The sequence below is a fragment of the Enterobacter sp. FW301-JW81 genome (assembly GCF_058788735.1).
The window spans coordinates 312,598-337,989 of sequence record NZ_JBYTBA010000006.1 but is presented as its reverse complement, the minus strand read 5'-3'; the positions used below and the strand labels follow the sequence as shown (position 1 = coordinate 337,989).

General features: G+C 54.4%; 25 protein-coding genes. 19 read left to right on the top strand and 6 right to left on the bottom strand.

The window, feature by feature from the left end; translation table 11 throughout:
* Nucleotides 1-86: 86 nt before the first annotated feature.
* The 18 genes from rsmG to AC3WOK_RS19500 all read left to right on the top strand — a co-directional run bounded on the left by rsmG (nucleotide 87) and on the right by AC3WOK_RS19500 (nucleotide 18,003).
* Nucleotides 87-710: a 16S rRNA (guanine(527)-N(7))-methyltransferase RsmG gene (rsmG, locus tag AC3WOK_RS19585; protein ID WP_059312406.1), complete on the top strand. Its 624-nt coding sequence runs from the start codon at nucleotides 87-89 to the stop codon at nucleotides 708-710.
* A gap of 616 nt (nucleotides 711-1,326) precedes the next feature.
* Nucleotides 1,327-1,707 carry a F0F1 ATP synthase subunit I gene (gene atpI, locus AC3WOK_RS19580; protein ID WP_008500194.1) on the top strand — a complete coding sequence of 127 codons (381 nt, stop codon included), beginning with the start codon at nucleotides 1,327-1,329 and terminating at the stop codon, nucleotides 1,705-1,707.
* Between the two features lie 8 nt (nucleotides 1,708-1,715).
* Complete coding sequence (gene atpB, locus AC3WOK_RS19575; RefSeq protein WP_023309789.1) at nucleotides 1,716-2,531, top strand: F0F1 ATP synthase subunit A; 816 nt, start codon at nucleotides 1,716-1,718, stop codon at nucleotides 2,529-2,531.
* 49 nt (nucleotides 2,532-2,580) lie between these two features.
* Nucleotides 2,581-2,820, top strand: coding sequence for a F0F1 ATP synthase subunit C (gene atpE, locus AC3WOK_RS19570; protein WP_000429386.1), 240 nt, complete (start codon nucleotides 2,581-2,583; stop codon nucleotides 2,818-2,820).
* Nucleotides 2,821-2,868: 48 nt separating this feature from the next.
* Complete coding sequence (gene atpF, locus AC3WOK_RS19565; protein ID WP_014072436.1) at nucleotides 2,869-3,339, top strand: F0F1 ATP synthase subunit B; 471 nt, start codon at nucleotides 2,869-2,871, stop codon at nucleotides 3,337-3,339.
* A 14-nt stretch (nucleotides 3,340-3,353) separates the two neighbouring features.
* Nucleotides 3,354-3,887 carry a F0F1 ATP synthase subunit delta gene (gene atpH / locus AC3WOK_RS19560; RefSeq protein ID WP_047347410.1) on the top strand — a complete coding sequence of 178 codons (534 nt, stop codon included), beginning with the start codon at nucleotides 3,354-3,356 and terminating at the stop codon, nucleotides 3,885-3,887.
* Between the two features lie 12 nt (nucleotides 3,888-3,899).
* On the top strand, nucleotides 3,900-5,441 hold the full coding sequence (gene atpA / locus AC3WOK_RS19555) for a F0F1 ATP synthase subunit alpha (protein WP_003862367.1): 1,542 nt from the start codon (nucleotides 3,900-3,902) through the stop codon (nucleotides 5,439-5,441).
* A 51-nt stretch (nucleotides 5,442-5,492) separates the two neighbouring features.
* Nucleotides 5,493-6,356 carry a F0F1 ATP synthase subunit gamma gene (gene atpG, locus AC3WOK_RS19550; protein WP_008500191.1) on the top strand — a complete coding sequence of 288 codons (864 nt, stop codon included), beginning with the start codon at nucleotides 5,493-5,495 and terminating at the stop codon, nucleotides 6,354-6,356.
* Nucleotides 6,357-6,387: 31 nt separating this feature from the next.
* Nucleotides 6,388-7,770, top strand: a complete 1,383-nt coding sequence (gene atpD, locus AC3WOK_RS19545) for a F0F1 ATP synthase subunit beta (protein ID WP_006177559.1) — start codon at nucleotides 6,388-6,390, stop codon at nucleotides 7,768-7,770.
* Nucleotides 7,771-7,790: 20 nt separating this feature from the next.
* On the top strand, nucleotides 7,791-8,210 hold the full coding sequence (locus AC3WOK_RS19540) for a F0F1 ATP synthase subunit epsilon (RefSeq protein ID WP_006177560.1): 420 nt from the start codon (nucleotides 7,791-7,793) through the stop codon (nucleotides 8,208-8,210).
* A gap of 138 nt (nucleotides 8,211-8,348) precedes the next feature.
* Nucleotides 8,349-9,719 carry a bifunctional UDP-N-acetylglucosamine diphosphorylase/glucosamine-1-phosphate N-acetyltransferase GlmU gene (gene glmU, locus AC3WOK_RS19535; protein ID WP_063431035.1) on the top strand — a complete coding sequence of 457 codons (1,371 nt, stop codon included), beginning with the start codon at nucleotides 8,349-8,351 and terminating at the stop codon, nucleotides 9,717-9,719.
* A 237-nt stretch (nucleotides 9,720-9,956) separates the two neighbouring features.
* Entirely contained in the window at nucleotides 9,957-11,786 is a 1,830-nt protein-coding gene (glmS, locus tag AC3WOK_RS19530; RefSeq protein WP_023309792.1) for a glutamine--fructose-6-phosphate transaminase (isomerizing), read from the top strand.
* A 320-nt stretch (nucleotides 11,787-12,106) separates the two neighbouring features.
* The gene (pstS, locus tag AC3WOK_RS19525) at nucleotides 12,107-13,147 is read left to right on the top strand and encodes a phosphate ABC transporter substrate-binding protein PstS (protein WP_059311601.1); all 1,041 of its coding nucleotides are present in this window, start codon (nucleotides 12,107-12,109) and stop codon (nucleotides 13,145-13,147) included.
* A 126-nt stretch (nucleotides 13,148-13,273) separates the two neighbouring features.
* Entirely contained in the window at nucleotides 13,274-14,233 is a 960-nt protein-coding gene (gene pstC, locus AC3WOK_RS19520; protein WP_023309793.1) for a phosphate ABC transporter permease PstC, read from the top strand.
* Nucleotides 14,233-15,123, top strand: a complete 891-nt coding sequence (gene pstA, locus AC3WOK_RS19515; RefSeq protein ID WP_059311600.1) for a phosphate ABC transporter permease PstA — start codon at nucleotides 14,233-14,235, stop codon at nucleotides 15,121-15,123. Before pstC ends, pstA begins: the two co-directional genes overlap by 1 nt.
* A gap of 47 nt (nucleotides 15,124-15,170) precedes the next feature.
* Nucleotides 15,171-15,944, top strand: coding sequence for a phosphate ABC transporter ATP-binding protein PstB (gene pstB, locus AC3WOK_RS19510; protein ID WP_008500183.1), 774 nt, complete (start codon nucleotides 15,171-15,173; stop codon nucleotides 15,942-15,944).
* Nucleotides 15,945-15,970: 26 nt separating this feature from the next.
* Nucleotides 15,971-16,696: a phosphate signaling complex protein PhoU gene (gene phoU, locus AC3WOK_RS19505; protein ID WP_008500182.1), complete on the top strand. Its 726-nt coding sequence runs from the start codon at nucleotides 15,971-15,973 to the stop codon at nucleotides 16,694-16,696.
* Nucleotides 16,697-16,827: 131 nt separating this feature from the next.
* Nucleotides 16,828-18,003 carry an esterase gene (locus AC3WOK_RS19500; protein WP_492354986.1) on the top strand — a complete coding sequence of 392 codons (1,176 nt, stop codon included), beginning with the start codon at nucleotides 16,828-16,830 and terminating at the stop codon, nucleotides 18,001-18,003.
* A 33-nt stretch (nucleotides 18,004-18,036) separates the two neighbouring features.
* On the opposite strand, the gene yieH is transcribed toward AC3WOK_RS19500, so the two are convergent.
* The gene (gene yieH, locus AC3WOK_RS19495) at nucleotides 18,037-18,702 is read right to left on the bottom strand and encodes a 6-phosphogluconate phosphatase (protein WP_059311598.1); all 666 of its coding nucleotides are present in this window, start codon (nucleotides 18,700-18,702) and stop codon (nucleotides 18,037-18,039) included.
* A gap of 165 nt (nucleotides 18,703-18,867) precedes the next feature.
* Between yieH and adeP the strand changes: the two genes are divergently transcribed.
* Nucleotides 18,868-20,205, top strand: a complete 1,338-nt coding sequence (gene adeP / locus AC3WOK_RS19490; protein WP_139154567.1) for an adenine permease AdeP — start codon at nucleotides 18,868-18,870, stop codon at nucleotides 20,203-20,205.
* A 91-nt stretch (nucleotides 20,206-20,296) separates the two neighbouring features.
* Here the strand turns inward: adeP and AC3WOK_RS19485 are convergent, their stop codons facing one another.
* The 5 genes from AC3WOK_RS19485 to mnmE form a co-directional block, all read right to left on the bottom strand.
* Entirely contained in the window at nucleotides 20,297-20,863 is a 567-nt protein-coding gene (locus AC3WOK_RS19485) for an NADPH-dependent FMN reductase (protein WP_023309798.1), read from the bottom strand.
* 36 nt (nucleotides 20,864-20,899) lie between these two features.
* Nucleotides 20,900-21,646: a 4'-phosphopantetheinyl transferase family protein gene (locus tag AC3WOK_RS19480; protein ID WP_059311596.1), complete on the bottom strand. Its 747-nt coding sequence runs from the start codon at nucleotides 21,644-21,646 to the stop codon at nucleotides 20,900-20,902.
* A 122-nt stretch (nucleotides 21,647-21,768) separates the two neighbouring features.
* Entirely contained in the window at nucleotides 21,769-22,740 is a 972-nt protein-coding gene (gene yidZ / locus AC3WOK_RS19475) for an HTH-type transcriptional regulator YidZ (RefSeq protein ID WP_492354985.1), read from the bottom strand.
* Nucleotides 22,709-23,884 (bottom strand): MFS transporter, encoded by a 1,176-nt coding sequence (locus AC3WOK_RS19470; protein ID WP_059311594.1) that lies wholly within the window; start codon nucleotides 23,882-23,884, stop codon nucleotides 22,709-22,711. The genes yidZ and AC3WOK_RS19470 overlap by 32 nt, the downstream gene beginning before the upstream one ends.
* A 111-nt stretch (nucleotides 23,885-23,995) precedes the next feature.
* Nucleotides 23,996-25,360, bottom strand: a complete 1,365-nt coding sequence (mnmE, locus tag AC3WOK_RS19465) for a tRNA uridine-5-carboxymethylaminomethyl(34) synthesis GTPase MnmE (protein WP_042718022.1) — start codon at nucleotides 25,358-25,360, stop codon at nucleotides 23,996-23,998.
* Nucleotides 25,361-25,392 lie beyond the last annotated feature (32 nt).

Here is a 25,392-nt window from a genome sequence, read left to right as displayed (position 1 = left end):
GGCGCTTCGCTGACCCGCCCTACTTATTCGTAGGCCCGGTAAGCGGCAGCGCCACCGGGCGAAAAATCTCTAAACAGGTACCCACCGTGCTCAATAAACTCTCTCGTCTGCTGGCTCAGGCAGGTATTTCGCTCACCGATCACCAGAAAAATCAGCTGGTGGCCTATGTCGATATGCTGAACAAATGGAACAAAGCGTACAACCTGACGTCGGTACGCGACCCCAACGAGATGCTGATTCGCCATATTCTCGATAGCATCGTGGTTGCGCCGTATCTGAAAGGTGAGCGTTTTATCGACGTGGGGACGGGCCCTGGTCTGCCGGGCGTTCCGCTGTCGATTGTTCGCCCTGAGAGTCATTTCACGCTGCTGGACAGCCTTGGCAAACGCGTACGCTTTTTACGTCAGGTGCAGCATGAGCTGAAGCTTGAGAACATCACACCCGTGCAGAGCAGGGTAGAGGAGTTCCCGGCGGAGCCGCCGTTTGACGGTGTTATCAGCCGCGCGTTTGCTTCACTCAATGATATGGTGAGCTGGTGTAAGCATTTACCCGCAGAGAATGGCCGCTTTTATGCGCTGAAAGGGCAGCTGCCAGGCGATGAAATTGAACAGCTTCCGGACGGTTTTGCTGTTGAATCCATCGAGAAATTAAACATTCCTCAGCTCGATGGGGAACGTCATCTGGTGATAATTAAGCCAAACAATTTTTAAAAAATTAATAAAAAATGTGGAATTTGTGCTGTTCTTACCATGTTAAAAAACAGCACAACTACCGGGGTTTTACCGGTGAGCTTTTAACCTCTTTTTCACTAAGGTTTTTCTTACGGTTAACGTAGCGCCTGTTATTTACCGTGAAGATAGTCATCTGTGAAAATATAAGTCTGCTAAAAGTGGGAAGCAGCAACCAGAACGTAATGTTAATTATTTATTAAGAATGTCAATAAAAGGTTTTTATTGTGTACCGGGCTGTTTTGAAAATAGTTACGACGTTTTGCGTTTAATTTCATAAAGATAAAATTATGCGATTTGCGTCTTTGATAAATACAACCTTATCGCAAATGTGTGTTTTGTGATCTCGTGCACGCTTTATCGTCAACGTTTTCGCGCTGTTTGCAGTTTTGGTCGAAGGTTTGCGCTTTCAGCGAAAGTTAAAAAATAGCGGTGGGGAAAAATATTTAAACATTTATTCACCTTTTCGCTACTTAATGTTTGAAATCACGGGTGCGCACCGTATAATTTGACCGCTTTTTGATGCTTGACTCTGAGCCTTAAAGGACGTTTTATACGACACGCGGCATACCTCGAAGGGAGCAGGAGTAAAAACGTGATGTCTGTGTCGCTCTTGAGTAGAAACGTTGCTCGTAAGCTTCTGTTCATTCAGTTTCTGGCTGTGATAGCAAGTGGACTGCTGTTTAGCCTCAAAGACCCCTTCTGGGGCATCTCCGCCGTGTGCGGGGGTTTGGCGGTTGTGCTGCCAAACGTGTTGTTTATGATTTTTGCCTGGCGTCATCAGGCGCATACACCCGCCAAAGGCCGCGTGGCCTGGTCCTTCGCCCTCGGCGAAGTGTGTAAGGTGTTGCTGACCTTTGCTCTACTGGTGATGGCGCTGGCGGTTTTGAAAGTGGTCTTCATGCCGCTGATAGCAACGTGGGTTTTGGTGCTGGTGGTACAAGTTCTGGCTCCAGCTGTAATCAATAACAAAGGGTAAAAGGCATCATGGCTTCAGAAAATATGACGCCGCAGGATTACATAGGTCACCATCTGAATAACCTTCAGCTGGACCTGCGTACATTCTCGCTGGTGGATCCACATAACCCCCCGGCCACCTTCTGGACGATCAACATCGACTCCATGTTCTTCTCGGTGGTTTTGGGTCTTCTGTTCCTGGCCATGTTCCGCGGTGTTGCTAAAAGAGCGACCAGCGGTGTACCAGGGAAATTCCAGACCTTCATCGAAATGATCATCGGCTTCGTCCATGGCAGCGTCAAAGACATGTACCATGGTAAGAGCAAGCTGATTGCTCCGCTGGCCCTGACCGTGTTCGTTTGGGTCTTCCTGATGAACCTGATGGACCTGCTGCCAATCGATCTGCTGCCGTTTATCGGCGAGCACATCTTCGGCCTGCCTGCGCTGCGTGTTGTACCGTCTGCTGACGTGAACATCACCCTGTCGATGGCGCTGGGCGTGTTTATCCTGATTCTTTTCTACAGCATCAAAATGAAAGGCGTAAGCGGCTTTGTGAAAGAGCTTACCTTGCAGCCGTTCAACCACTGGGCGTTTATTCCGGTCAACCTGATCCTGGAAGGCGTTAGCCTGCTGTCCAAACCTGTTTCACTGGGTCTGCGACTGTTCGGCAACATGTATGCGGGTGAGCTGATTTTCATTCTGATCGCGGGTCTTCTGCCGTGGTGGTCACAGTGGATTCTGAATGTGCCATGGGCCATTTTCCACATCCTGATCATTACGCTGCAAGCCTTTATCTTCATGGTTCTGACGATCGTCTATCTGTCGATGGCGTCTGAAGAGCACTGATTTTTTACCAACACTACTACGTTTTAATTGAAACAAACTGGAGACTGTCATGGAAAACCTGAATATGGATCTGCTGTACATGGCTGCCGCTGTGATGATGGGTCTGGCGGCTATCGGTGCTGCGATCGGTATCGGCATCCTCGGGGGCAAATTCCTGGAAGGCGCAGCGCGTCAACCTGATCTGATTCCTCTGCTGCGTACTCAGTTCTTTATCGTTATGGGTCTGGTGGATGCTATCCCAATGATCGCTGTAGGTCTGGGTCTGTACGTGATGTTTGCTGTCGCGTAGTAGTAGTTTTAAAACCCTAAGCCACAGAAATTAAAGAGGTATTGTGCTGTGAACATGAACGCAACAATCCTCGGCCAGGCCATCGCGTTTATTCTCTTTGTCTGGTTCTGCATGAAGTATGTATGGCCGCCTTTAATGGCTGCCATCGAAAAACGTCAGAAAGAAATTGCTGACGGTCTGGCTTCTGCAGAACGCGCTAAGAAAGATTTGGACCTTGCACAGGCCAACGCGACAGACCAGCTGAAAAAAGCGAAAGCGGAAGCTCAGGTTATCATCGAACAGGCTAACAAACGCCGTTCGCAGATCCTGGACGAAGCCAAAGCTGAAGCAGAACAGGAACGTACTAAGATCGTGACACAAGCTCAGGCTGAAATTGATGCCGAGCGTAAACGTGCTCGCGAAGAACTGCGTAAGCAGGTTGCGATTCTGGCTGTTGCTGGCGCCGAGAAGATCATCGAACGTTCCGTGGATGAAGCTGCTAACAGCGACATCGTGGACAAACTTGTCGCTGAACTGTAAGGAGGGAGGGGCTGATGTCTGAATTTGTTACGGTAGCTCGCCCCTACGCCAAAGCAGCTTTTGACTTTGCTGTCGAACACCAAAATGTCGATCGCTGGCAGGATATGCTGGCGTTTGCCGCTGAGGTGACGAAAAACGAACAAATGGCCGAGTTGCTGTCTGGTGCTTTAGCGCCTGATACCCTCGCCGCGTCGTTTATCGCCGTGTGCGGAGAGCAACTGGATGCCAATGGCCAGAACCTGATTAAGGTCATGGCTGAAAATGGTCGTCTCCGTGTGCTCCCGGATGTTCTCGAGCAGTTTGAGCACTTACGTGCGCTGAGTGAAGCTACTGCCGAAGTCGAAGTGACTTCTGCGACTGAACTGAGTAATGAACAGCTTGCGAAAATCACCGCCGCGATGGAAAAACGTCTGTCACGCAAAGTTAAGCTGAATTGCAAAATCGATAAGTCTGTAATGGCAGGCGTAATCATCCGTTCGGGTGATATGGTCATTGATGGTAGCGTACGCGGCCGTCTTGAACGCCTTGCAGACGTCTTGCAGTCTTAAGGGGACTGGAGCATGCAACTGAATTCCACCGAAATCAGCGAACTGATCAAGCAGCGCATTGCTCAGTTCAATGTTGTGAGTGAAGCTCACAACGAAGGTACTATTGTTTCTGTAAGTGACGGTGTTATCCGCATCCACGGCCTGGCCGATTGTATGCAGGGTGAGATGATTTCCCTGCCGGGTAACCGTTACGCTATCGCACTGAACCTGGAGCGCGACTCCGTAGGTGCAGTTGTGATGGGTCCATACGCTGACCTCGCCGAAGGCATGAAGGTTAAGTGTACTGGCCGTATTCTGGAAGTGCCGGTTGGCCGTGGCCTGCTGGGTCGCGTTGTTAACACCCTGGGTGCGCCAATCGACGGTAAAGGTCCGGTTGAGCACGATGGCTTCTCCCCAATCGAAGTTATCGCACCAGGCGTTATCGACCGTCAGTCCGTAGATCAGCCTGTTCAGACAGGTTATAAGTCCGTTGATGCCATGATCCCAATCGGTCGTGGTCAGCGTGAACTGATCATCGGTGACCGTCAGACCGGTAAAACCGCAATGGCTATCGACGCCATCATCAACCAGCGTGACTCCGGTATCAAATGTGTGTACGTGGCCATCGGCCAGAAAGCGTCCACCATTTCTAACGTGGTTCGTAAACTGGAAGAGCACGGTGCACTGTCTAACACCATCGTTGTGGTAGCAACTGCTTCTGAATCTGCTGCACTGCAATACCTGGCACCATACGCAGGTTGCGCAATGGGCGAATACTTCCGTGACCGCGGTGAAGATGCGCTGATCGTATACGATGACCTGTCTAAACAGGCTGTTGCTTATCGTCAGGTTTCCCTGCTGCTCCGTCGTCCACCTGGACGTGAAGCGTTCCCTGGCGACGTATTCTACCTCCACTCTCGTCTGCTGGAGCGTGCTTCCCGCGTTAACGCGGAATACGTCGAGAACTTCACCAAAGGTGAAGTGAAGGGTAAAACGGGCTCTCTGACCGCTCTGCCGATCATTGAAACCCAGGCGGGTGACGTTTCTGCGTTCGTTCCGACCAACGTAATCTCCATTACCGATGGTCAGATCTTCCTGGAAACCAACCTGTTTAACTCCGGTATTCGTCCGGCAGTTAACCCGGGTATCTCCGTATCCCGTGTTGGTGGTGCTGCTCAGACCAAGATCATCAAGAAACTGTCCGGTGGTATCCGTACCGCGCTGGCACAGTATCGTGAACTGGCTGCGTTCTCTCAGTTCGCATCCGATCTGGATGAAGCAACCCGTAAACAGCTGAGCCACGGTCAGAAAGTGACCGAGCTGCTGAAGCAGAAACAGTACGCTCCAATGTCTGTTGCTCAGCAGGGCCTGGTACTGTTCGCGGCTGAACGCGGTTACCTCGAAGATGTGGAACTGGCGAAAATCGGTAGCTTCGAAGCCGCTCTGCTGGCTTACGTCGACCGTGATCACGCTCCGCTGATGCAAGAGATCAACCAGACCGGTGGCTATAACGACGAAATCGAAGGCAAGCTGAAAGCTATCCTCGATTCCTTCAAAGCAACCCAATCCTGGTAATCGTCCGGCGGCTTGTCTCAGGACAAGCCGCCTGGCATTGAGGAGAAGCTCATGGCCGGCGCAAAAGAGATACGTAGTAAGATCGCAAGCGTCCAGAACACGCAAAAGATCACTAAAGCGATGGAGATGGTCGCCGCTTCCAAAATGCGTAAATCGCAGGATCGCATGGCGGCCAGCCGTCCTTATGCAGAAACCATGCGCAAAGTGATTGGTCACCTTGCGAACGGTAATCTGGAATATAAGCACCCTTACCTGGAAGAACGCGACGTTAAGCGCGTGGGCTACCTGGTGGTGTCGACCGACCGTGGTCTGTGCGGCGGCTTGAACATTAACCTGTTCAAAAAACTGCTGGCGGATATGAAAGCATGGTCCGAGAAAGGCGTTCAGTGCGATATCGCAATGATCGGCTCTAAAGGCGTGTCTTTCTTTAACTCCGTGGGTGGCAACATTGTCGCTCAGGTGACCGGTATGGGTGATAACCCGTCCCTGTCCGAACTGATCGGCCCGGTTAAAGTGATGTTGCAGGCTTATGATGAAGGCCGTCTGGACAGACTGTACGTTGTCAGCAACAAATTCATTAACACCATGTCTCAGGTTCCAACGCTCACTCAGATGCTGCCGTTACCGGCATCAGAAGATGACGAGCTGAAACAAAAAGCCTGGGATTACCTGTATGAACCCGATCCGAAACCGCTGCTGGATACCCTGCTGCGTCGTTACGTTGAATCACAGGTTTATCAGGGCGTTGTAGAAAACCTGGCCAGCGAGCAGGCCGCACGAATGGTGGCGATGAAAGCCGCGACCGATAATGGCGGCAGCCTGATTAAAGAGCTGCAGTTGGTTTACAACAAAGCTCGTCAGGCCAGCATTACTCAGGAACTCACCGAGATCGTCTCGGGGGCCGCCGCGGTTTAACCAGGTTTACGAATTACGTAGAGGATTCAAGATGGCTACTGGAAAGATTGTCCAGGTAATCGGCGCCGTGGTGGACGTCGAGTTCCCTCAGGACGCCGTACCACGCGTGTACGACGCGCTTGAGGTACAGAATGGTAACGAGAGCCTGGTGCTGGAAGTTCAGCAGCAGCTCGGCGGCGGTATCGTGCGTACCATCGCGATGGGTTCTTCCGACGGTCTGCGTCGTGGTCTGGAAGTAAAAGACCTTGAGCACCCGATCGAAGTCCCGGTAGGTAAAGCAACACTGGGTCGTATCATGAACGTATTGGGTCAACCAATCGACATGAAAGGCGACATCGGTGAAGAAGAGCGTTGGGCTATCCACCGCGCAGCACCTTCCTACGAAGAGCTGTCCAGCTCTCAGGAACTGCTGGAAACCGGTATCAAAGTTATCGACCTGATGTGTCCGTTTGCGAAGGGCGGTAAAGTTGGTTTGTTCGGTGGTGCGGGTGTAGGTAAAACCGTAAACATGATGGAGCTGATCCGTAACATCGCGATCGAGCACTCCGGTTACTCCGTGTTTGCGGGCGTAGGTGAACGTACTCGTGAGGGTAACGACTTCTACCACGAAATGACTGACTCCAACGTTCTGGACAAAGTATCCCTGGTTTACGGTCAGATGAACGAGCCACCAGGAAACCGTCTGCGCGTTGCGCTGACCGGCCTGACGATGGCTGAGAAGTTCCGTGACGAAGGCCGTGACGTTCTGCTGTTCGTCGATAACATCTACCGTTACACCCTGGCCGGTACGGAAGTATCAGCACTGCTGGGTCGTATGCCTTCAGCGGTAGGTTATCAGCCTACACTGGCGGAAGAGATGGGTGTTCTTCAGGAACGTATCACCTCTACCAAAACCGGTTCTATCACCTCCGTTCAGGCGGTATACGTACCTGCGGATGACTTGACTGACCCATCACCAGCCACCACCTTTGCGCACTTAGATGCAACCGTGGTACTGAGCCGTCAGATCGCGTCTCTGGGTATCTACCCAGCCGTTGACCCGCTGGACTCCACCAGCCGTCAGCTGGATCCACTGGTTGTGGGTCAGGAACACTACGACACCGCGCGTGGCGTACAGTCCCTGCTGCAGCGTTACCAGGAACTGAAAGACATCATCGCCATCCTGGGTATGGATGAACTGTCTGAAGAAGATAAACTGGTGGTAGCACGTGCGCGTAAGATCCAGCGCTTCCTGTCCCAGCCGTTCTTCGTTGCGGAAGTATTCACCGGTTCTCCGGGCAAATACGTTTCCCTGAAAGACACCATCCGTGGCTTTAAAGGCATCATGGAAGGCGAATACGATCACCTGCCAGAGCAGGCGTTCTACATGGTTGGTTCCATCGACGAAGCCGTGGAAAAAGCCAAAAAACTTTAACGCCTTAATCGGAGGGTGATATGGCAATGACTTACCACCTGGACGTCGTCAGCGCAGAGCAACAAATGTTCTCTGGTCTGGTCGAGAAAATCCAGGTAACGGGTAGTGAAGGTGAACTGGGTATTTTCCCGGGTCACGCACCGCTGCTCACCGCCATTAAGCCTGGTATGATCCGCATCGTTAAACAGTTCGGTCACGAAGAGTTTATCTATCTGTCCGGCGGCATTCTTGAAGTGCAGCCTGGCAGTGTGACCGTTCTGGCCGATACCGCTATTCGTGGCCAGGATCTCGACGAAGCGCGAGCCCTGGAATCGAAGCGTAAGGCTGAAGAGCACATTAGCAGCTCTCATGGTGACGTGGATTACGCTCAGGCGTCTGCGGAACTGGCCAAAGCGATCGCGAAACTGCGCGTTATCGAGTTGACCAAAAAAGCGATGTAACACCGGCTTGAAAAGCACAAAAGCCAGTCTGGATCCCAGGCTGGCTTTTTTTTTGGCGCTTAATTCATGATGAAAAAGATGTAGAATTTTAAGCATCAAACGTTTTTACTTCTCACTCAAATTACAGTCAGGACGCGTATGTTGAACAATACGATGAGCGTGGTCATCCTTGCCGCTGGTAAAGGCACCCGCATGTATTCCGATCTTCCTAAGGTGCTGCACACCCTGGCAGGAAAGCCGATGGTGCAGCATGTCATTGATGCCGCTAATGAACTGGGCGCCCGTCAGGTACATCTGGTTTACGGCCACGGTGGCGATCTGCTTAAAAAGACGCTGAGTGATGACAACCTCAACTGGGTGCTTCAGGCTGAACAGCTGGGTACCGGACATGCGATGCAGCAGGCAGCGCCGTTCTTTGCCGATGACGAAGATATCCTGATGCTCTACGGCGACGTCCCGCTGATTTCCGTGGAAACGCTGACCCGCCTGCGTGAAGCCAAACCGCAGGGCGGCATCGGCTTGTTAACCGTTGTGCTGGACGATCCGAGTGGGTATGGCCGCATTACGCGTGAAAACGGCAAGGTAACCGGGATTGTTGAGCATAAAGATGCCAGCGATGAACAGCGTCAGATTCCGGAGATCAACACCGGTATCCTGATTGCCAACGGCGCAGACATGAAGCGCTGGCTGTCGAAGCTCAACAACAACAATGCGCAGGGTGAATACTACATCACCGATATCATTGCGATGGCGCATCACGAAGGTCGTGAAATTGCCGCCGTTCATCCGGCGCGCATCAGCGAAACGGACGGCGTTAATAACCGTCTGCAGCTCTCCCGTCTCGAGCGAATTTACCAGTCCGAGCAGGCAGAAAAACTGCTGCTGGCGGGCGTGATGCTGCGCGATCCGGCGCGATTCGACCTGCGTGGCTCGTTATCTCACGGGCGTGACGTTGAAATTGATACTAACGTTATCGTTGAAGGGAACGTGACGTTAGGGAACCGCGTCAAAATTGGTACCGGCTGCGTGATTAAAAACAGCATCATCGGTGATGATTGCGAAATCAGCCCGTACAGCGTGGTCGAAGATGCCCGCCTGGACGCGGCTTGTACCATCGGCCCGTTTGCGCGTCTGCGTCCTGGCGCTGAGCTGCTGGAAGGCGCTCACGTGGGCAACTTCGTTGAAATGAAAAAAGCGCGTCTGGGTAAAGGTTCCAAAGCGGGCCATTTAACCTATCTGGGCGATGCGGAAATTGGCGACAACGTGAATATTGGTGCAGGGACCATTACCTGTAACTATGACGGCGCGAATAAGTTTAAAACCATCATCGGTGATGATGTATTCGTCGGTTCCGACACCCAACTGGTAGCGCCTGTTACCGTGGGTAACGGCGTAACGATTGCTGCCGGGACGACCGTCACGCGCGATGTGGCCGAGAACGAGCTGGTATTAAGCCGTGTGCCGCAGATAAATAAGCAGGGCTGGAAACGCCCGGTGAAGAAAAAGTAACGGATTTTCCCCTCACCCTAACCCTCTCCCCAAAGGGAGAGGGGATCGTTCGGTGCGGTGTTTTTCTCCCTCGCCCCTTTGGGGAGAGGGCCGGGGTGAGAGGATAATATAATCCTCCCCCCACAAGCAGTACCCATAAAAATAACCCCACTCTCTACAAGGCTCGGGGCGCCCGGAAAGGGCAAATACAGGTCAGCGACAACGCAGGCATCATGCCTAAATTCGGAATCTAAAACTATGTGTGGAATTGTTGGCGCAGTTGCGCAGCGTGATATTGCTGAAATCCTTCTCGAAGGTTTACGTCGTCTGGAATACCGTGGTTACGACTCTGCCGGTCTGGCTGTCGTCGATGCAGAAGGTCATATGACCCGTCTGCGCCGTCTCGGTAAAGTGCAGATGCTGGCCCAGGCCGCGGAAGAACATCCGCTGCACGGTGGTACCGGTATTGCGCACACCCGCTGGGCGACGCACGGCGAACCGTCTGAAGGTAACGCACACCCGCATGTGTCTGAACACATCGTGGTGGTGCATAACGGCATTATCGAAAACCACGAACCGCTGCGCGAAGAACTGAAAGCGCGCGGCTACACCTTTGTCTCTGAAACTGACACCGAAGTGATTGCTCACCTGGTGCACTGGGAGCTGGAGCAGGGCGGCACGCTGCGTGACGCAGTGCTGCGCGCTATCCCTCAGCTGCGCGGTGCGTACGGTACGGTGATCATGGACTCACGCGATCCGTCCACGCTGCTGGCCGCGCGTTCCGGTAGTCCAATGGTTATCGGTCTGGGAATGGGTGAAAACTTTATCGCCTCTGACCAGCTGGCGCTCCTGCCGGTGACACGTCGCTTTATCTTCCTGGAAGAGGGGGATATTGCCGAAGTGACCCGCCGCAGCGTGACCGTATTCGATACCAAAGGCGAGCAGGTTAAACGCCAGGAGATCGAATCTAACCTGCAGTACGACGCGGGTGACAAAGGCGCTTACCGTCACTACATGCAGAAAGAGATTTACGAGCAGCCAAACGCCATCAAAAACACCCTCACCGGGCGCATTAGTCACGGTGAAGTGGATCTGAGCGAGCTGGGTGCAAACGCGAACGAACTGCTCGGCAAGGTTGAGCATATTCAGATCGTGGCCTGCGGCACCTCCTACAACTCCGGTATGGTCTCTCGCTACTGGTTTGAATCCCTGGCGGGCGTGCCGTGCGACGTCGAAATCGCATCTGAATTCCGCTATCGCAAATCCGCGGTGCGTCGTAACAGCCTGATGATCACCCTTTCCCAGTCTGGTGAAACGGCGGATACCCTTGCCGCGCTGCGTCTCTCAAAAGAGCTGGGTTACCTGGGCTCTCTGGCTATCTGTAACGTTCCGGGCTCCTCGCTGGTGCGTGAATCCGATCTGGCGCTGATGACCAAAGCGGGCACCGAAATCGGCGTGGCCTCCACCAAAGCGTTTACCACCCAGCTGACCGTACTGCTGATGCTGGTGGCGAAGCTGGCGCGTCTGAAAGGTGAAGACGCCTCTGTTGAGCATGACATCGTTCATGGTCTGCAGGCGCTGCCGAGCCGTATTGAGCAGATGCTGTCTCAGGACAAACGCATTGAAGCGCTGGCGGAGGATTTCTCTGACAAACATCACGCCCTGTTCCTGGGTCGTGGCGATCAGTATCCAATTGCGCTGGAAGGCGCGCTGAAGCTGAAAGAGATCTCTTACATCCACGCAGAAGCCTATGCGGCAGGCGAGCTGAAACACGGCCCGCTGGCGCTGATTGACGCCGATATGCCGGTCATCGTTGTGGCTCCTAACAACGAACTGCTGGAGAAACTGAAATCTAACATCGAAGAAGTGCGCGCCCGCGGCGGTGTCCTGTACGTCTTCGCCGATAAAGATGCCGGTTTTGTCAGCAACGACAACATGCACATCATTGAGATGCCGCATGTGGAAGAGGTGATTGCGCCAATCTTCTACACCGTTCCGCTGCAGTTGCTGGCCTATCACGTGGCGCTGATCAAAGGCACCGACGTTGACCAGCCGCGTAACCTGGCGAAGTCTGTCACCGTAGAATAACCCCTTCAGGCTCCACCTTCGGGTGGAGCTTTTTCACCCCGCCCGGTTTGTTTTTAATCAATTCCTTCACGTTTTTATTGATGACAATTTGTCATCTTCAGCTATTTTTTCAGTGTCACATAAAGAAAATATTTCTGAAAACGCCCTGTCTTAAAACTGGCTAACACGATGAAAATTAAGCATTGTTTTGCGAATTTTTAAGTTAAATTTCCGCTGTCATAAAACTGTCATAATTCGTACATTTATCTGTCACCTGTTTGTCCTATTTTGCTCATCGTAGCCACTAAACAACGATTTACGAAAATCTTGCAGGAGACATTATGAAAGTTATGCGTACCACTGTCGCAACTGTTGTCGCCGCGACCTTATCTCTGAGCGCGTTCTCTGTTTTTGCAGAAGCAAGCCTGACTGGCGCTGGTGCAACCTTCCCTGCGCCGGTGTATGCCAAATGGGCGGATACCTACCAGAAAGAAACCGGCAACAAGGTTAACTATCAGGGTATCGGCTCCTCCGGTGGCGTAAAACAAATTACCGCTAATACCGTAGACTTCGGTGCGTCAGATGCCCCTCTGTCTGATGAAAAACTGAATCAGGAAGGCCTGTTCCAGTTCCCGACCGTGATCGGCGGCGTTGTGCTGGCCGTTAACATCCCTGGCCTGAAGTCAGGCGAGCTGGTGCTGGACGGCAAAACCCTGGGTGACATCTACCTGGGTAAAATCAAAAAATGGGATGACGAAGCCATCACCAAACTGAACCCGGGCGTTAAGCTGCCTTCGCAGAATATCGCTGTGGTTCGTCGTGCTGACGGTTCTGGTACCTCTTTCGTGTTCACCAGCTACCTGGCGAAAGTGAACGAAGAGTGGAAATCTAAAGTCGGTTCCGGCTCTACCGTTAACTGGCCAACCGGTCTGGGCGGTAAAGGTAACGACGGTATCGCTGCGTTCGTACAGCGTCTGCCGGGCTCAATTGGCTACGTAGAGTATGCGTACGCTAAGCAGAACAACCTGTCCTACACCAAACTGGTTTCAGCCGATGGCAAACCGGTTAGCCCGACCGAAGAGAACTTTGCTAACGCCGCGAAAGGCGCTGACTGGAGCAAATCCTTCGCGCAGGACCTGACTAACCAGAAAGGCGAAGGTGCATGGCCAATCACCTCTACCACCTTCATTCTGGTTCACAAAGAGCAGAAGAAACCTGAGCAGGGCGCTGAAGTGCTGAAGTTCTTCGACTGGGCGTACAAAAACGGCGGCAAACAGGCTAACGCCCTGGATTACGCCACCCTGCCGGACAACGTGGTTGAGCAGATTCGCGCTGCATGGAAAACCAACGTGAAAGACAGCAGCGGTAAAGCATTGTATTAATTTAGCATTCTGACGAAAATGGCGGGTGGCGCTTACGCTTACCCGCCCTACGGTTCCGACTGTAGGCCGGGTAAGCGTAAGCGCCACCCGGCGATTTCGTAAACGCGTTTAACAGAAGAGTAATTTATGGCTGCAACCAAGCCTGCATTTAACCCTCCGGGTAAAAAAGGTGACATGATTTTCAGCGCGCTGGTAAAACTGGCTGCGCTGATTGTGCTATTGCTGCTGGGCGGCATTATCGTGTCTCTGATTTTCTCCTCCTGGCCGAGCATCCAGAAATTCGGTTTCTCCTTCCTGTGGACCAAAGAGTGGGATGCGCCGAACGATATCTACGGTGCGCTGGTGCCGATTTACGGCACGCTGGTTACCTCGTTTATCGCCCTGCTGATTGCGGTTCCGGTAAGCTTTGGTATTGCCCTGTTCCTGACGGAGCTGGCGCCGGGCTGGCTGCGTCGTCCGCTGGGGATCGCCATCGAACTGCTGGCGGCTATTCCGAGTATCGTATACGGCATGTGGGGCCTGTTTATCTTTGCACCGCTGTTCGCAACGTACTTCCAGGAGCCGGTGGGTAATGTCCTCTCCGCCATTCCGTTTGTGGGTGCCCTGTTCTCTGGCCCGGCGTTCGGTATCGGTATTCTGGCGGCAGGTGTGATCCTCGCCATCATGATTATTCCGTACATTGCGGCGGTTATGCGCGATGTCTTCGAACAAACGCCGGTGATGATGAAAGAGTCGGCCTACGGCATCGGCTGCACCACCTGGGAAGTTATCTGGCGCATTGTCCTTCCGTTCACCAAAAATGGGGTGATCGGAGGCGTGATGCTGGGATTAGGCCGTGCGCTGGGTGAAACCATGGCGGTGACCTTTATTATCGGCAACACCTATCAGCTCGACAGCGCATCGCTCTACATGCCGGGTAACAGTATTACCTCTGCGCTGGCGAATGAATTTGCGGAAGCGGAATCGGGTCTGCACGTCGCGGCACTGATGGAGCTGGGGCTGATTCTGTTCGTTATCACCTTCATCGTTCTGGCGATTTCCAAGCTGATGATTATGCGCCTCGCTAAAAATGAGGGGGCACGCTAATGGCAACTCTCGAAATGCAAGCTACCGCTGAGCTGGCGGAGTCCCGCCGCAAAATGCAGGCCAGACGCCGCATAAAAAACCGCATTGCGCTGACGCTCTCAATGGCGACGATGGCGTTCGGTCTGTTCTGGCTGGTCTGGATCCTGTTCTCAACCATCGTGCGCGGGATTGACGGGATGTCACTGGCGCTGTTCACCGAAATGACCCCGCCGCCGAATACGGCGGGTGGTGGCCTGGCGAATGCCCTGGCGGGCAGCGGGTTGCTGATCCTGTGGGCGACGGTGTTTGGTACGCCGCTGGGCATCATGGCGGGTATTTACCTGGCGGAATACGGTCGTAAATCCTGGCTGGCGGAAGTTATTCGCTTCATTAACGACATTCTGCTCTCAGCCCCGTCTATCGTGGTAGGTCTGTTTGTTTACACCGTGGTGGTGGCGCAAATGGAACACTTCTCCGGCTGGGCGGGTGTGATTGCACTTGCGCTGCTGCAGGTGCCGATTGTTATTCGTACCACCGAGAACATGCTGAAACTGGTGCCGGACAGCCTGCGTGAAGCGGCTTACGCGCTGGGTACGCCGAAGTGGAAGATGATCTCTGCGATTACGCTCAAAGCGTCCATCTCCGGGATCATGACCGGTATCCTGCTGGCGGTTGCGCGTATCGCAGGTGAAACGGCGCCGCTGCTGTTTACGTCACTCTCCAACCAGTTCTGGAGCACGGACATGATGCAGCCGATCGCGAACCTGCCGGTGACGATCTTTAAGTTTGCGATGAGCCCCTTCGCGGAATGGCAGCAGTTGGCCTGGGCCGGGGTGCTGATCATTACCCTTTGCGTACTGTTGCTGAACATTCTGGCGCGCGTCATTTTCGCGAAGAAGAAACACGGTTAATTTTTTACGGCGCGGCAGCTCGCGGCGCCGAATGAGGAAATGAGTCAATGAGTATGGTTGATACTGCCCCGGGTAAGATTCAGGTTCGTGATTTGAACTTCTACTACGGCAAATTCCATGCCCTGAAGAACATCAACCTGGATATCGCGAAGAACCAGGTCACGGCATTTATCGGTCCGTCCGGCTGTGGTAAATCCACGCTGCTGCGTACCTTTAACAAAATGTATTCGCTCTATCCGGAGCAGCGTGCTGAAGGTGAAATCATCCTGGACGGCGAAAATATTCTGACCCAGGCTCAGGATATCGCTCTGCTGCGCGCCAAAGTGGGGATGGTGTTCCAGAAACCGACGCCGTTCCCGATGTCCATTTATGACAACATCGCGTTTGGCGTGCGCCTGTTTGAAAAGCTCTCCCGTGCCGATATGGACGAGCGCGTGCAGTGGGCTTTGACCAAGGCCGCATTATGGAACGAAACCAAAGATAAGTTACACCAGAGCGGTTACTCTCTCTCCGGTGGTCAGCAGCAGCGTCTGTGCATTGCGCGCGGTATTGCCATTCGCCCGGAAGTGTTGCTGCTGGATGAGCCGTGTTCAGCGCTGGACCCGATTTCAACCGGTCGTATTGAAGAACTGATCACCGAGCTGAAGCAGGATTACACCGTGGTTATCGTGACCCACAACATGCAGCAGGCTGCGCGTTGTTCCGATCACACGGCGTTTATGTACCTGGGTGAATTGATTGAGTTCAGCAACACGGACGATCTGTTCACTAAGCCCGCGAAGAAACAAACCGAAGATTATATTACTGGCCGCTACGGTTGATTTGCCTTAGTGCATGTGGAGAAACCATGGACAACCTCAATCTTAATAAACACATTTCCGGCCAGTTCAACGCAGAGCTGGAAAGTATTCGCACCCAGGTGATGACCATGGGCGGCATGGTCGAGCAGCAGCTTTCTGATGCGATTACGGCAATGCACAACCAGGACAGCGAGCTGGCGAAGCGCGTCATTGAAGGCGACAAAAACGTCAACATGATGGAAGTGGCTATCGACGAAGCCTGCGTGCGCATTATCGCGAAACGTCAGCCGACGGCGAGCGACCTGCGTCTGGTGATGGCAATCATTAAAACCATCGCCGAGCTGGAACGTATTGGTGACGTTGCGGATAAAATCTGCCGCACGGCGCTGGAGAAGTTTTCTCAGCAGCACCAGCCGCTGCTGGTGAGCCTCGAGTCGCTGGGCCGTCACACCGTGCAGATGCTGCACGACGTGCTGGATGCCTTTGCGCGTATGGATCTTGACGAAGCGGTGCGTATCTACCGTGAAGACAAGAAGGTCGACCAGGAGTATGAAGGCATCGTGCGCCAGCTGATGACCTATATGATGGAAGATTCACGTACGATCCCAAGCGTGCTGACGGCCCTGTTCTGCGCGCGCTCTATCGAGCGTATCGGTGACCGCTGCCAGAACATTTGCGAATACATTTTCTACTTCGTGAAAGGTCAGGACTTCCGTCACGTGGGCGGCGACGAGCTGGACAAGCTGCTGGCGGGGAAAGATCCGAAAGAGTAATCCTGTCATCTGATAATAACGCCGGTACTCACTGGCGTTATTATTTCTATCGAAATCACACTCTTCTCCTCCATCCGTTGCCTGACGTCCGAAACGCGCTAACGTGAGACGAAAACAGCAAAGGATGGTATATGAAAAAATCATTAGCTTGCCTGACAGTGGCCATCAGCATTGGGATCGGTACTGGGGCAGACGTTATTGCCGCACCGTTGCCGGTGACACCTGACCAGACTACTCCGGTCAGCCACTATGTGACGCAGGTCAATGCGGATAAAAGCATCACTTTTCGCCTGTTTGCACCTGGCGCAAAGCGGGTTTCCGTGGTAACGGGTTCGATGCCCGAAAGCCAGATTTCCCATGATATGACGAAAGATAACCACGGCGTCTGGTCATGGAAAAGCGAGCCGATGGCCCCGAATCTCTACGAATATTATTACGACATTGATGGTTTTCGCTCGGTCGACACGGGCAGCCGCTATCAAAAACCTCAGCGACAGGTGAACACCAGCCTGATTCTGGTCCCCGGCAGTATTCTTGACGATCGTCCGGTACCGCACGGCGATCTGACGACACTGACCTGGCACTCGCCATCGCTTAATTCAGAGCGCCGCGTTTATGTCTGGTCACCTCCAGGCTATAACGGCACGGGAGAACCCTTACCGGTGCTCTACTTCTACCATGGTTTTGGCGATACCGGACTCTCGGCAATCGACCAGGGCCGTCTGCCGCAAATCATGGATAACCTGATGGCTGAGGGAAAAATCAAACCGATGCTGGTGGTCGTACCCGACACGGAGACGGAGAGCGCTGAGGCCATTCCCGAGAGCTTCCCGCCCGCAGAACGACGGAAATCCTTCTATCCACTCAATGCGAAAGCCGCAGACCGTGAGCTGATGAGCGAAATTATTCCGCTGGTGGATACGCGCTTCAACGTGCGTAAAGATGCTGACGGTAGGGCGCTGGCGGGATTGTCACAGGGCGGCTATCAGGCGCTGGTGTCCGGTATGAACCATCCGGAAAGCTTCGGCTGGCTGGGAACGTTCAGCGGCGTCACCACGACAACCGTGCCTGACGCTGGCGTGGCTGCACGATTCACGCACCCGGAGGCGATTAACCGCCAGCTGCATAACTTTACCGTTGTCGTGGGAGAGCGCGATTCGGTGACCGGCAAAGATATCGCCGGCCTGAAGGCGGAGCTGGAAAAACAGGGCATCAAATTTGACTACAAAATGTACCCTGGCCTGAATCACGAAATGGACGTCTGGCGTCCGGCCTATGCTGAGTTTGTGCAAAAACTTTTCAGGTAAGCTTTCACCCTCCCCGCCCGGGGAGGGATCGCTTTAACGCGTAATATCCCAACCGCGCGCTTTCCACAATTCTGGCAATTGCGCCAGATCGGTAAACGTCGTCACTTTAGGATGATCGATCGGCTTGTTGTGCGGGTCGGCGCAGAAGTAAAACACCTCCATCCCCGCATCAATCCCAGACTGCGCGCCCGCAGACGAGTCGTCCACCAGAATGCAGTTTTCTACATTAACGTTCATCGCTTTTGCCGCATGGAACATCAGCGCCGGGTCGGGCTTCCAGCGCTGGATATCGTAGCCGCTGAACAGCTTTTCCGGGAAATGGTGCAACATCTCGAGCTTGCCCAGCGAATGCTGCATTTTGCTGACCGGGCCGTTAGAGACCACGCAGATTGGCACCGTCATCGCATCCAGCAACGCGTTAGCCCCGGCGATAACTTCCAGCTCGGAGTCGAACAGGCGTGCGACCTCGGCGCGGTATACCGGTTCCAGATCGGCTTTCGCCAGATCCACACCGTGTTCCTGGTTAATGATGTCGATGATCTCGTAGAGCTTTACGCCCTTAAAGCGTTTAAACACCTCTTCGAGTTCCAGCGTAATGCCAAATTCCTGGAACATGGTGACATACGCGCGGGAACAAATGACCTCACTGTCGACCAGCGTTCCGTCGCAGTCGAAAAATACCGCTTCAATTCCGGACATGCCTTTCCCTTTTAACAAGTTTAACGTTTACGTACGGCAGTTTAACGAGACGCAATCGTTGCCGTATAAGCAAAATCAATGAAAAAAGTATCTCATAACTGCCACTATTGTCGCATTTTGGTATAGGATAGCGACGAATTTTCCCTCCTTGTTCGGAAATTGATGATGAGTCAACAACACACAACCCAGACATCTGGTCAGGGTCTGCTTGAGCGCGTGTTTAAACTGCGCGAGCACGGCACAACGGCACGCACCGAAGTGATCGCCGGTTTCACCACCTTCCTGACGATGGTTTATATCGTTTTTGTTAACCCACAAATTCTGGGCGTTGCTGGCATGGATACCAGCGCCGTCTTCGTGACCACCTGTCTGATTGCCGCCCTTGGCAGCATACTGATGGGCGTGTTCGCTAACCTGCCGGTTGCGCTGGCACCGGCAATGGGTCTGAATGCGTTCTTCGCGTTCGTGGTCGTTCAGGCGATGGGCCTGCCGTGGCAGGTTGGCATGGGCGCGATCTTCTGGGGCGCGGTTGGCCTGCTGCTGCTGACCATTTTCCGCGTGCGTTACTGGATGATTGCTAACATTCCTGTCAGCCTGCGCGTGGGCATCACCAGCGGTATTGGTCTGTTCATCGGTATGATGGGTCTGAAAAACGCCGGCGTCATCGTGGCGAACCCGGATACGCTGGTGAGCATCGGTCACCTGACCTCTCATAACGTGCTGCTGGGCGTGCTGGGCTTCTTCATTATCGCGATCCTGGCTTCCCGCAATATTCACGCGGCGGTGCTGGTGTCTATCGTGGTCACCACGCTGCTGGGCTGGATGCTGGGCGACGTTCACTATAACGGTATCGTCTCTGCGCCGCCGAGCGTCTCTACCGTGATTGGTCATGTCGATCTGGCGGGCTCCCTGAACCTGGGTCTGGCGGGCGTGATTTTCTCCTTTATGCTGGTCAACCTGTTTGACTCCTCCGGTACGCTGATTGGCGTGACCGACAAAGCGGGTCTGGCAGATGAGAAAGGGAAATTCCCGCGCATGAAGCAGGCGCTGTTTGTGGACAGTATTTCTTCGGTTACCGGTGCTTTTATCGGGACCTCGTCTGTTACCGCTTACATTGAATCCTCTTCCGGCGTGTCCGTAGGTGGCCGCACCGGTCTGACGGCGGTGGTGGTGGGGATTCTTTTCCTGCTGGTGATCTTCCTCTCTCCGCTGGCGGGCATGGTGCCACCGTATGCGGCTGCGGGCGCGCTGATCTACGTGGGGGTGCTGATGACCTCCAGCCTGTCGCGCGTGAAGTGGGATGACTTAACCGAAGCGGTGCCGGCGTTTATTACCGCCGTGATGATGCCATTCAGCTTCTCGATTACCGAAGGTATCGCGCTCGGCTTTATCTCTTACTGCGTAATGAAGATCGGTACCGGCCGCTTCCGCGACCTCAGCCCGTGCGTCATCATTGTGGCGCTGCTGTTTGTGCTGAAGATTGTGTTTATTGACGCGCACTAAGGTGCGGTTTGTGGTGTCAGGTGGCGCTTCGCTTACCTGACCTACTGACTAGTGTAGGCCCGGTAAGCGCTAGCGCCACCGGGCTTTTTTATCAGGCTTTAACCCGCTTAATATAATCCCCAAACGCCGTCAGCTGGCCAGAGAGATGGTCGCGCGTGCTTTGATCCACCACTTCACCCGTCTGCGGGTCGACCTTGTTCTGAATCACTCCGCCCATAAATTCCGGCTTGTTCATTACCATCGCATCCAGGAAGACCAGGATCTGACGCAGGTGATACTGGCAGCGCGCGCCGCCAATGGCGCCCATCGAACTGGTCTGGATCAGCACCGGTTTACCCGCGAGCGGCTGCTCCGGGAGACGGGACAACCAGTCAATGGCGTTTTTCAGACCACCCGGAACCGAGTAGTTATACTCCGGCGTGACGATGACCACGCCGTCGGCCTGGCGAATCTGCTCTGCCAGCGCCTCAACGCTCTGCGGGAAACCCTCTTCCTGCTGCACGTCTGCATCATAGAGCGGAATATCGCCAATAGACGGCAGGGCGCTAATTTCCATACCTGCCGGTGCCAGCTGCGGCAGCGTGCGGGCAACCATCCCGTTAAACGAACCTTTGCGCAGGCTTCCCAGTAACGTAACTACTTTCAACGTATCAGACATGATTACTCCTGTTTCATCATGATGACCCTGATCGGATCAGCTAAGGGTATATGCTTTTTCTGCCGGTAAACTGGTTAAACGCATCAGGCGTGCGGCGGGCTCGTTGGCGCGCTCGGGCACATCAGGAAGGCTACGCCATCCCTGTTGACTGTCAAATTCCCAGATTTTCATGCGTTCGATGGCGGGGGTAACCGCAATGGACCAAATGAGCACATCCTCTGCGTCACTGAGCGCCTCTACCAGCGTGGCTTTGGCGGCACGCAGGCGTCCGGAGCCTGGCAGCAGCTGCAGCAGACTGGCGTCGTCTGACGCGCAGCCGCAGAGCTTGCGAATGCTCTGGCGCAGGGTGATGAGCTGAGCTCTGGCCTCGATGGGATCGTTCTGGTTGCGCACCCACAGCTGCTCGTTGCTTGAGAGCGGGTAGTCATCGTGCGGGTTTGCGCCGTGGAAGCCTCGCGTCGCGCGCTGAAGTTCCATATCCAGCCCGCAATCCCCTTCGGTGGCCAGCGCGACGCCAATGATATTGCCCGTGTAGGCAATGGAAAATCGCGGGAGCTCCGGGTCGGCAAAGACCGGGCGGCCTTCTGGTTGGGTAATGATGTCCGGCAGTTCGGTGGTGCCGTACAGCATAAACAGCAGTTCCGCGAGAAGCGCCCGGGACGCTAAAAAGCGCGTCCTGCGGTGTTCCGGGAGAGTGAGTGCTTCACTGTGGCAGGATGAAGATAGTCTGGCCGATACGAGACGTCCTTCTGTAAGTATCCCTCTTGCAAAGTGCGTAGCCATTGTTCGCTCCTTGATAATGGTCGTAATCGGTTAAACGGTTACATGATTATCGCTTAACTTGACTCCTGTTTTAATCAGTAAATGGGAGTAAGAGAAGCCTTAGGACCGAACTTTACATTTTCTTAGGCAAAAATTGGATCGCTCGCACCGTACAGTGCCTTGATGGTCTCCCGCAACCAGAGGATTTTCGGATTATGGCTGTTCCGTTTATGCCAGATCAGCGTGAAGGGAACGGTGAGCTTTTCAGCCTGCGCTTCGTCAATGGGAATGGGCAGTGCGATCAGCTTCCGCTGATGGAGTTGATTGTAGTGGTGGCAGTAGTGCGGAGCCGTGGCGATATAGTTATGCCCGGGCTGCGCTGCCATAAACATCGACTGCTCAAAGCCCGGCACGCACATGGCAATATTTCTCTCTCGACCCATCTCCTTTAGCACTTCGTCCAGCGCCCAGGTGTCACTACGTTCCCAGAAGATACTGATATGCGGATAGCGCAGGAAGGTGTCGAGATTCCATTCATCCTGAAGAGCGGGGTGATCCTCACGCAGATACACGCACGGACGGTCGCTGAACAGGATCTCGTAGTCGATAAACCACGGCAACAGCTTCAGCAGCTCGCGAGAACGCGGATGCGTTTCGCGTCCGGTAAAGCCCAGATCCACCTCTCCACGCGTAATAGCGTCCAGCGAGTCGTAATCCCAGTGGCGCATCTTCACCGTAGCCTGTGGATAGCGCTGGTTCACCTGCTCCAGCAGGGCATTAAAGCGGATCAGCATCAGCGGCGTTTCGGCGGCCAGCACGAACGTCAGCCCGCCAGGGGAGTCATGGTGGAATTTATCGAGGATCTGGTTGCCGATTTGCATCCAGTCGGCAAGATCCTGCTCCAGGCTTACCGTCAGCGGCGTCGGCAGCAGCCCTAACGGCGTTTTGACAAACAGCGGGTCGTCGAACCAGTCACGCAGTTTAGCCAGTGATTTACTCACTGCCGAGGGCGTCACGTTCATCCGCTTCGCCGCTTTGGTGACGCTGCGCTCCTGCAGCAAAAGCTGCAGGCAAAGCAACAGGTTAAGATCGAGACTGCTGATGGGCTTCTTCATAGTGCGCCGCGGGCTGAATGGCCATAAGTAAGATGATGCAGAGCATGCTACAGCCAATCAGAATCCCGATCAGCATATTGAGGGCGTTAAGTCCGATAACTGCCGCCAGCCATATCCACAGGGACGAGCCGCAGACCTGCGCGATACCCAGCGCCGAGCTTGCCACGCCAGCCCGAAGCGAGAACGGACCGAGCGCCTGACTCATCGCCACGCCAAAGCCAACCGAGAACCCCGCGCAAATGAGGGTAATCCCCACCAGCATCACCGCATGTGAGCTGGTGGTCGCCAGGATAACGCCTGCAATTAGGAATAAAACCTGTGAGGTCAGCATCAGCGTGCGCTGACTGAAAATATTTAGCGCAAACGGCGTAGAAAATGAGACTGCCATACTCACCATTGCGGTTAACGCCATCACGGTAGAATACTCGCCGCGGTCGAAGCCCATGGTCTCCATCAGTAAAACCGGGGAAACGTTTACATAGGTCAGGATCACCGCCACGCTTAACGTTGTCACGGCCAGGCGGCTGAGGAAGAAGCGGTTAAGCAGCTTCTCGGCGGGGTGAATCGTTGGAGTATGAGAGGTATTCTGCGAGCCAGGATGGGTCTCTTTCAGCACGGCGATCGACAGGACAAATACCAGCGCGCCCATGGCCGCCATGGTCCAGAACAGGCTCTGCCACGGGAATTTAAGCATGATCAGATAGCCCACGACCGGAGCCAGCACCGGTATGATGCAGGTAATGCCGTTCAGCATCGACAGCACCTTAGCGCGACGCTGGGCGCTTAAGGTATCGCGCAAAATCGCAAAGGCGACGACGTAGCAACCGCCCGCGCCAGTCCCCTGGATAAACCGACCAGCAAGGAACAAGGTGCTGTTCTCTGCCTGCGAGCAGAGAAGCGATGCCAGGGCAAAAATGATGGCGCCCGTTATGGCGACAGGCTGACGGCCTGCCTTGTCCGCTATCTTTCCGGCAAAAACCATCGACGACGCCATCCCCGCCAGGTAGGCCGAAAACGCGATGTGCAGCTGCGCTTCGCTGGCACCCAGGTCGCGGGCGATGTGCGGTAATCCCACCAGATACATATCAATGCCAGATGGATAAAGCAGAACCAGCGCAAAACTACAAAACAGAAAACGAGCCATAAATCCCCCATAGATGCAGGCAAGCAGGATAGGGGGTGACAGGGAATTAGGCGAGTTGCCATTTGGACAATGGTGATTTCCCAGGAGGAAATCACCATTAATCAGCGGTAGTTATTTACCAATACAGAAGCTTGAGAAGATCCTTCCCAGCAGATCGTCCGACGTAAACTCCCCGGTGATCTCGCTCAGATTTTGCTGCGCCAGGCGCAGCTCTTCCGCCAGCAGTTCACCCGCCCACGCGCCAATCAGCTGCGCTTTACCCTGAACAAGGTGGTTTGCCGCCTCTTCCAGCGCCTGCAGGTGACGACGACGCGCCAGGAAGCCGCCTTCCATGCTGGTGTCAAAACCCATGCTCTGTTTGAGGTGGTTACGCAGGTCGTCCACGCCCTCACCGGTACGCGCCGACAGGCGAATAAGTGAGTGACCATTCACATCGCTGATGCCCAGCGTTTCGCCCGTTACGTCTGCTTTGTTACGCACCACGGTGATTGGCAGCTTAGCCGGCAGGCGGGCGATAAAGTCCGGCCAGATGTCAGCCGGGTCAACGGCGTCGGTCGTGGTGCCGTCCACCATAAACAGCACGCGGTCAGCCTGCTCAATCTCTTGCCAGGCGCGCTCGATGCCGATGCGCTCAACTTCGTCGCTGGCATCACGCAGACCGGCGGTATCGATGATGTGCAGCGGCATCCCGTCGATATGAATATGCTCGCGCAGCACGTCTCGGGTGGTTCCGGCGATATCCGTCACGATTGCCGCTTCACGGCCCGCCAGGGCGTTCAGCAGGCTCGATTTCCCGGCGTTAGGGCGACCGGCAATCACTACCTTCATCCCTTCACGCAGCAGGCTGCCCTGACGTGCTTCGGCACGCACGGCGTCGAGATCGCTCATTACCTGGTTGAGCTGGGCTTCGATTTTGCCGTCAGAGAGGAAGTCGATCTCCTCATCCGGGAAGTCGATAGCCGCTTCGACGTAGATGCGCAGGTGAGTAAGTGCTTCCACAAGATGATTCACGCGCGCGGAGAATGCCCCCTGCAGCGAGTTCAGGGCGGAGCGGGCCGCCTGTTCAGAGCTGGCGTCGATCAGGTCAGCAATCGCCTCGGCCTGCGCCAGGTCGAGCTTGTCGTTGAGGAAGGCACGCTCGGAGAATTCGCCAGGTTTCGCAATGCGCAGGCCTGGCAGGGTCAGAATACGTTTTAACAGCAGGTCGAGGATGACCGGGCCGCCGTGGCCCTGCAGCTCGAGCACGTCTTCGCCGGTAAAGGAGTTCGGGCCGGGGAACCACAGCGCAATGCCCTGGTCCAGCGGCGTGCCGTCGGTATCTTTAAACGGCAGGTAATCAGCATAGCGCGGCTTTGGCAGCTTACCCAGTACCGCTTCGGCCACCTCGCGTGCCTTCAGGCCGGAGATACGCAGAATGCCTACACCACCGCGTCCCGGTGGGGTTGCCTGGGCGACGATAGTGTCGTTATGGCTCATGGTTGCTCTCGTTCAATACAAATAAAAAAGGC

Coding starts and splice junctions, on each gene's coding strand:
- atpI (WP_008500194.1), top strand. CDS start 1,327: ATGTCTGTGTCGCTCTTGAGTAGAAACGTTGCTCGTAAGCTTCTGTTC.
- atpB (WP_023309789.1), top strand. CDS start 1,716: ATGGCTTCAGAAAATATGACGCCGCAGGATTACATAGGTCACCATCTG.
- atpE (WP_000429386.1), top strand. CDS start 2,581: ATGGAAAACCTGAATATGGATCTGCTGTACATGGCTGCCGCTGTGATG.
- atpH (WP_047347410.1), top strand. CDS start 3,354: ATGTCTGAATTTGTTACGGTAGCTCGCCCCTACGCCAAAGCAGCTTTT.
- atpA (WP_003862367.1), top strand. CDS start 3,900: ATGCAACTGAATTCCACCGAAATCAGCGAACTGATCAAGCAGCGCATT.
- atpG (WP_008500191.1), top strand. CDS start 5,493: ATGGCCGGCGCAAAAGAGATACGTAGTAAGATCGCAAGCGTCCAGAAC.
- atpD (WP_006177559.1), top strand. CDS start 6,388: ATGGCTACTGGAAAGATTGTCCAGGTAATCGGCGCCGTGGTGGACGTC.
- AC3WOK_RS19540 (WP_006177560.1), top strand. CDS start 7,791: ATGGCAATGACTTACCACCTGGACGTCGTCAGCGCAGAGCAACAAATG.
- glmU (WP_063431035.1), top strand. CDS start 8,349: ATGTTGAACAATACGATGAGCGTGGTCATCCTTGCCGCTGGTAAAGGC.
- glmS (WP_023309792.1), top strand. CDS start 9,957: ATGTGTGGAATTGTTGGCGCAGTTGCGCAGCGTGATATTGCTGAAATC.
- pstS (WP_059311601.1), top strand. CDS start 12,107: ATGAAAGTTATGCGTACCACTGTCGCAACTGTTGTCGCCGCGACCTTA.
- pstC (WP_023309793.1), top strand. CDS start 13,274: ATGGCTGCAACCAAGCCTGCATTTAACCCTCCGGGTAAAAAAGGTGAC.
- pstA (WP_059311600.1), top strand. CDS start 14,233: ATGGCAACTCTCGAAATGCAAGCTACCGCTGAGCTGGCGGAGTCCCGC.
- pstB (WP_008500183.1), top strand. CDS start 15,171: ATGAGTATGGTTGATACTGCCCCGGGTAAGATTCAGGTTCGTGATTTG.
- phoU (WP_008500182.1), top strand. CDS start 15,971: ATGGACAACCTCAATCTTAATAAACACATTTCCGGCCAGTTCAACGCA.
- AC3WOK_RS19500 (WP_492354986.1), top strand. CDS start 16,828: ATGAAAAAATCATTAGCTTGCCTGACAGTGGCCATCAGCATTGGGATC.
- yieH (WP_059311598.1), bottom strand. CDS start 18,702: ATGTCCGGAATTGAAGCGGTATTTTTCGACTGCGACGGAACGCTGGTC.
- adeP (WP_139154567.1), top strand. CDS start 18,868: ATGAGTCAACAACACACAACCCAGACATCTGGTCAGGGTCTGCTTGAG.
- AC3WOK_RS19485 (WP_023309798.1), bottom strand. CDS start 20,863: ATGTCTGATACGTTGAAAGTAGTTACGTTACTGGGAAGCCTGCGCAAA.
- AC3WOK_RS19480 (WP_059311596.1), bottom strand. CDS start 21,646: ATGGCTACGCACTTTGCAAGAGGGATACTTACAGAAGGACGTCTCGTA.
- yidZ (WP_492354985.1), bottom strand. CDS start 22,740: ATGAAGAAGCCCATCAGCAGTCTCGATCTTAACCTGTTGCTTTGCCTG.
- AC3WOK_RS19470 (WP_059311594.1), bottom strand. CDS start 23,884: ATGGCTCGTTTTCTGTTTTGTAGTTTTGCGCTGGTTCTGCTTTATCCA.
- mnmE (WP_042718022.1), bottom strand. CDS start 25,360: ATGAGCCATAACGACACTATCGTCGCCCAGGCAACCCCACCGGGACGC.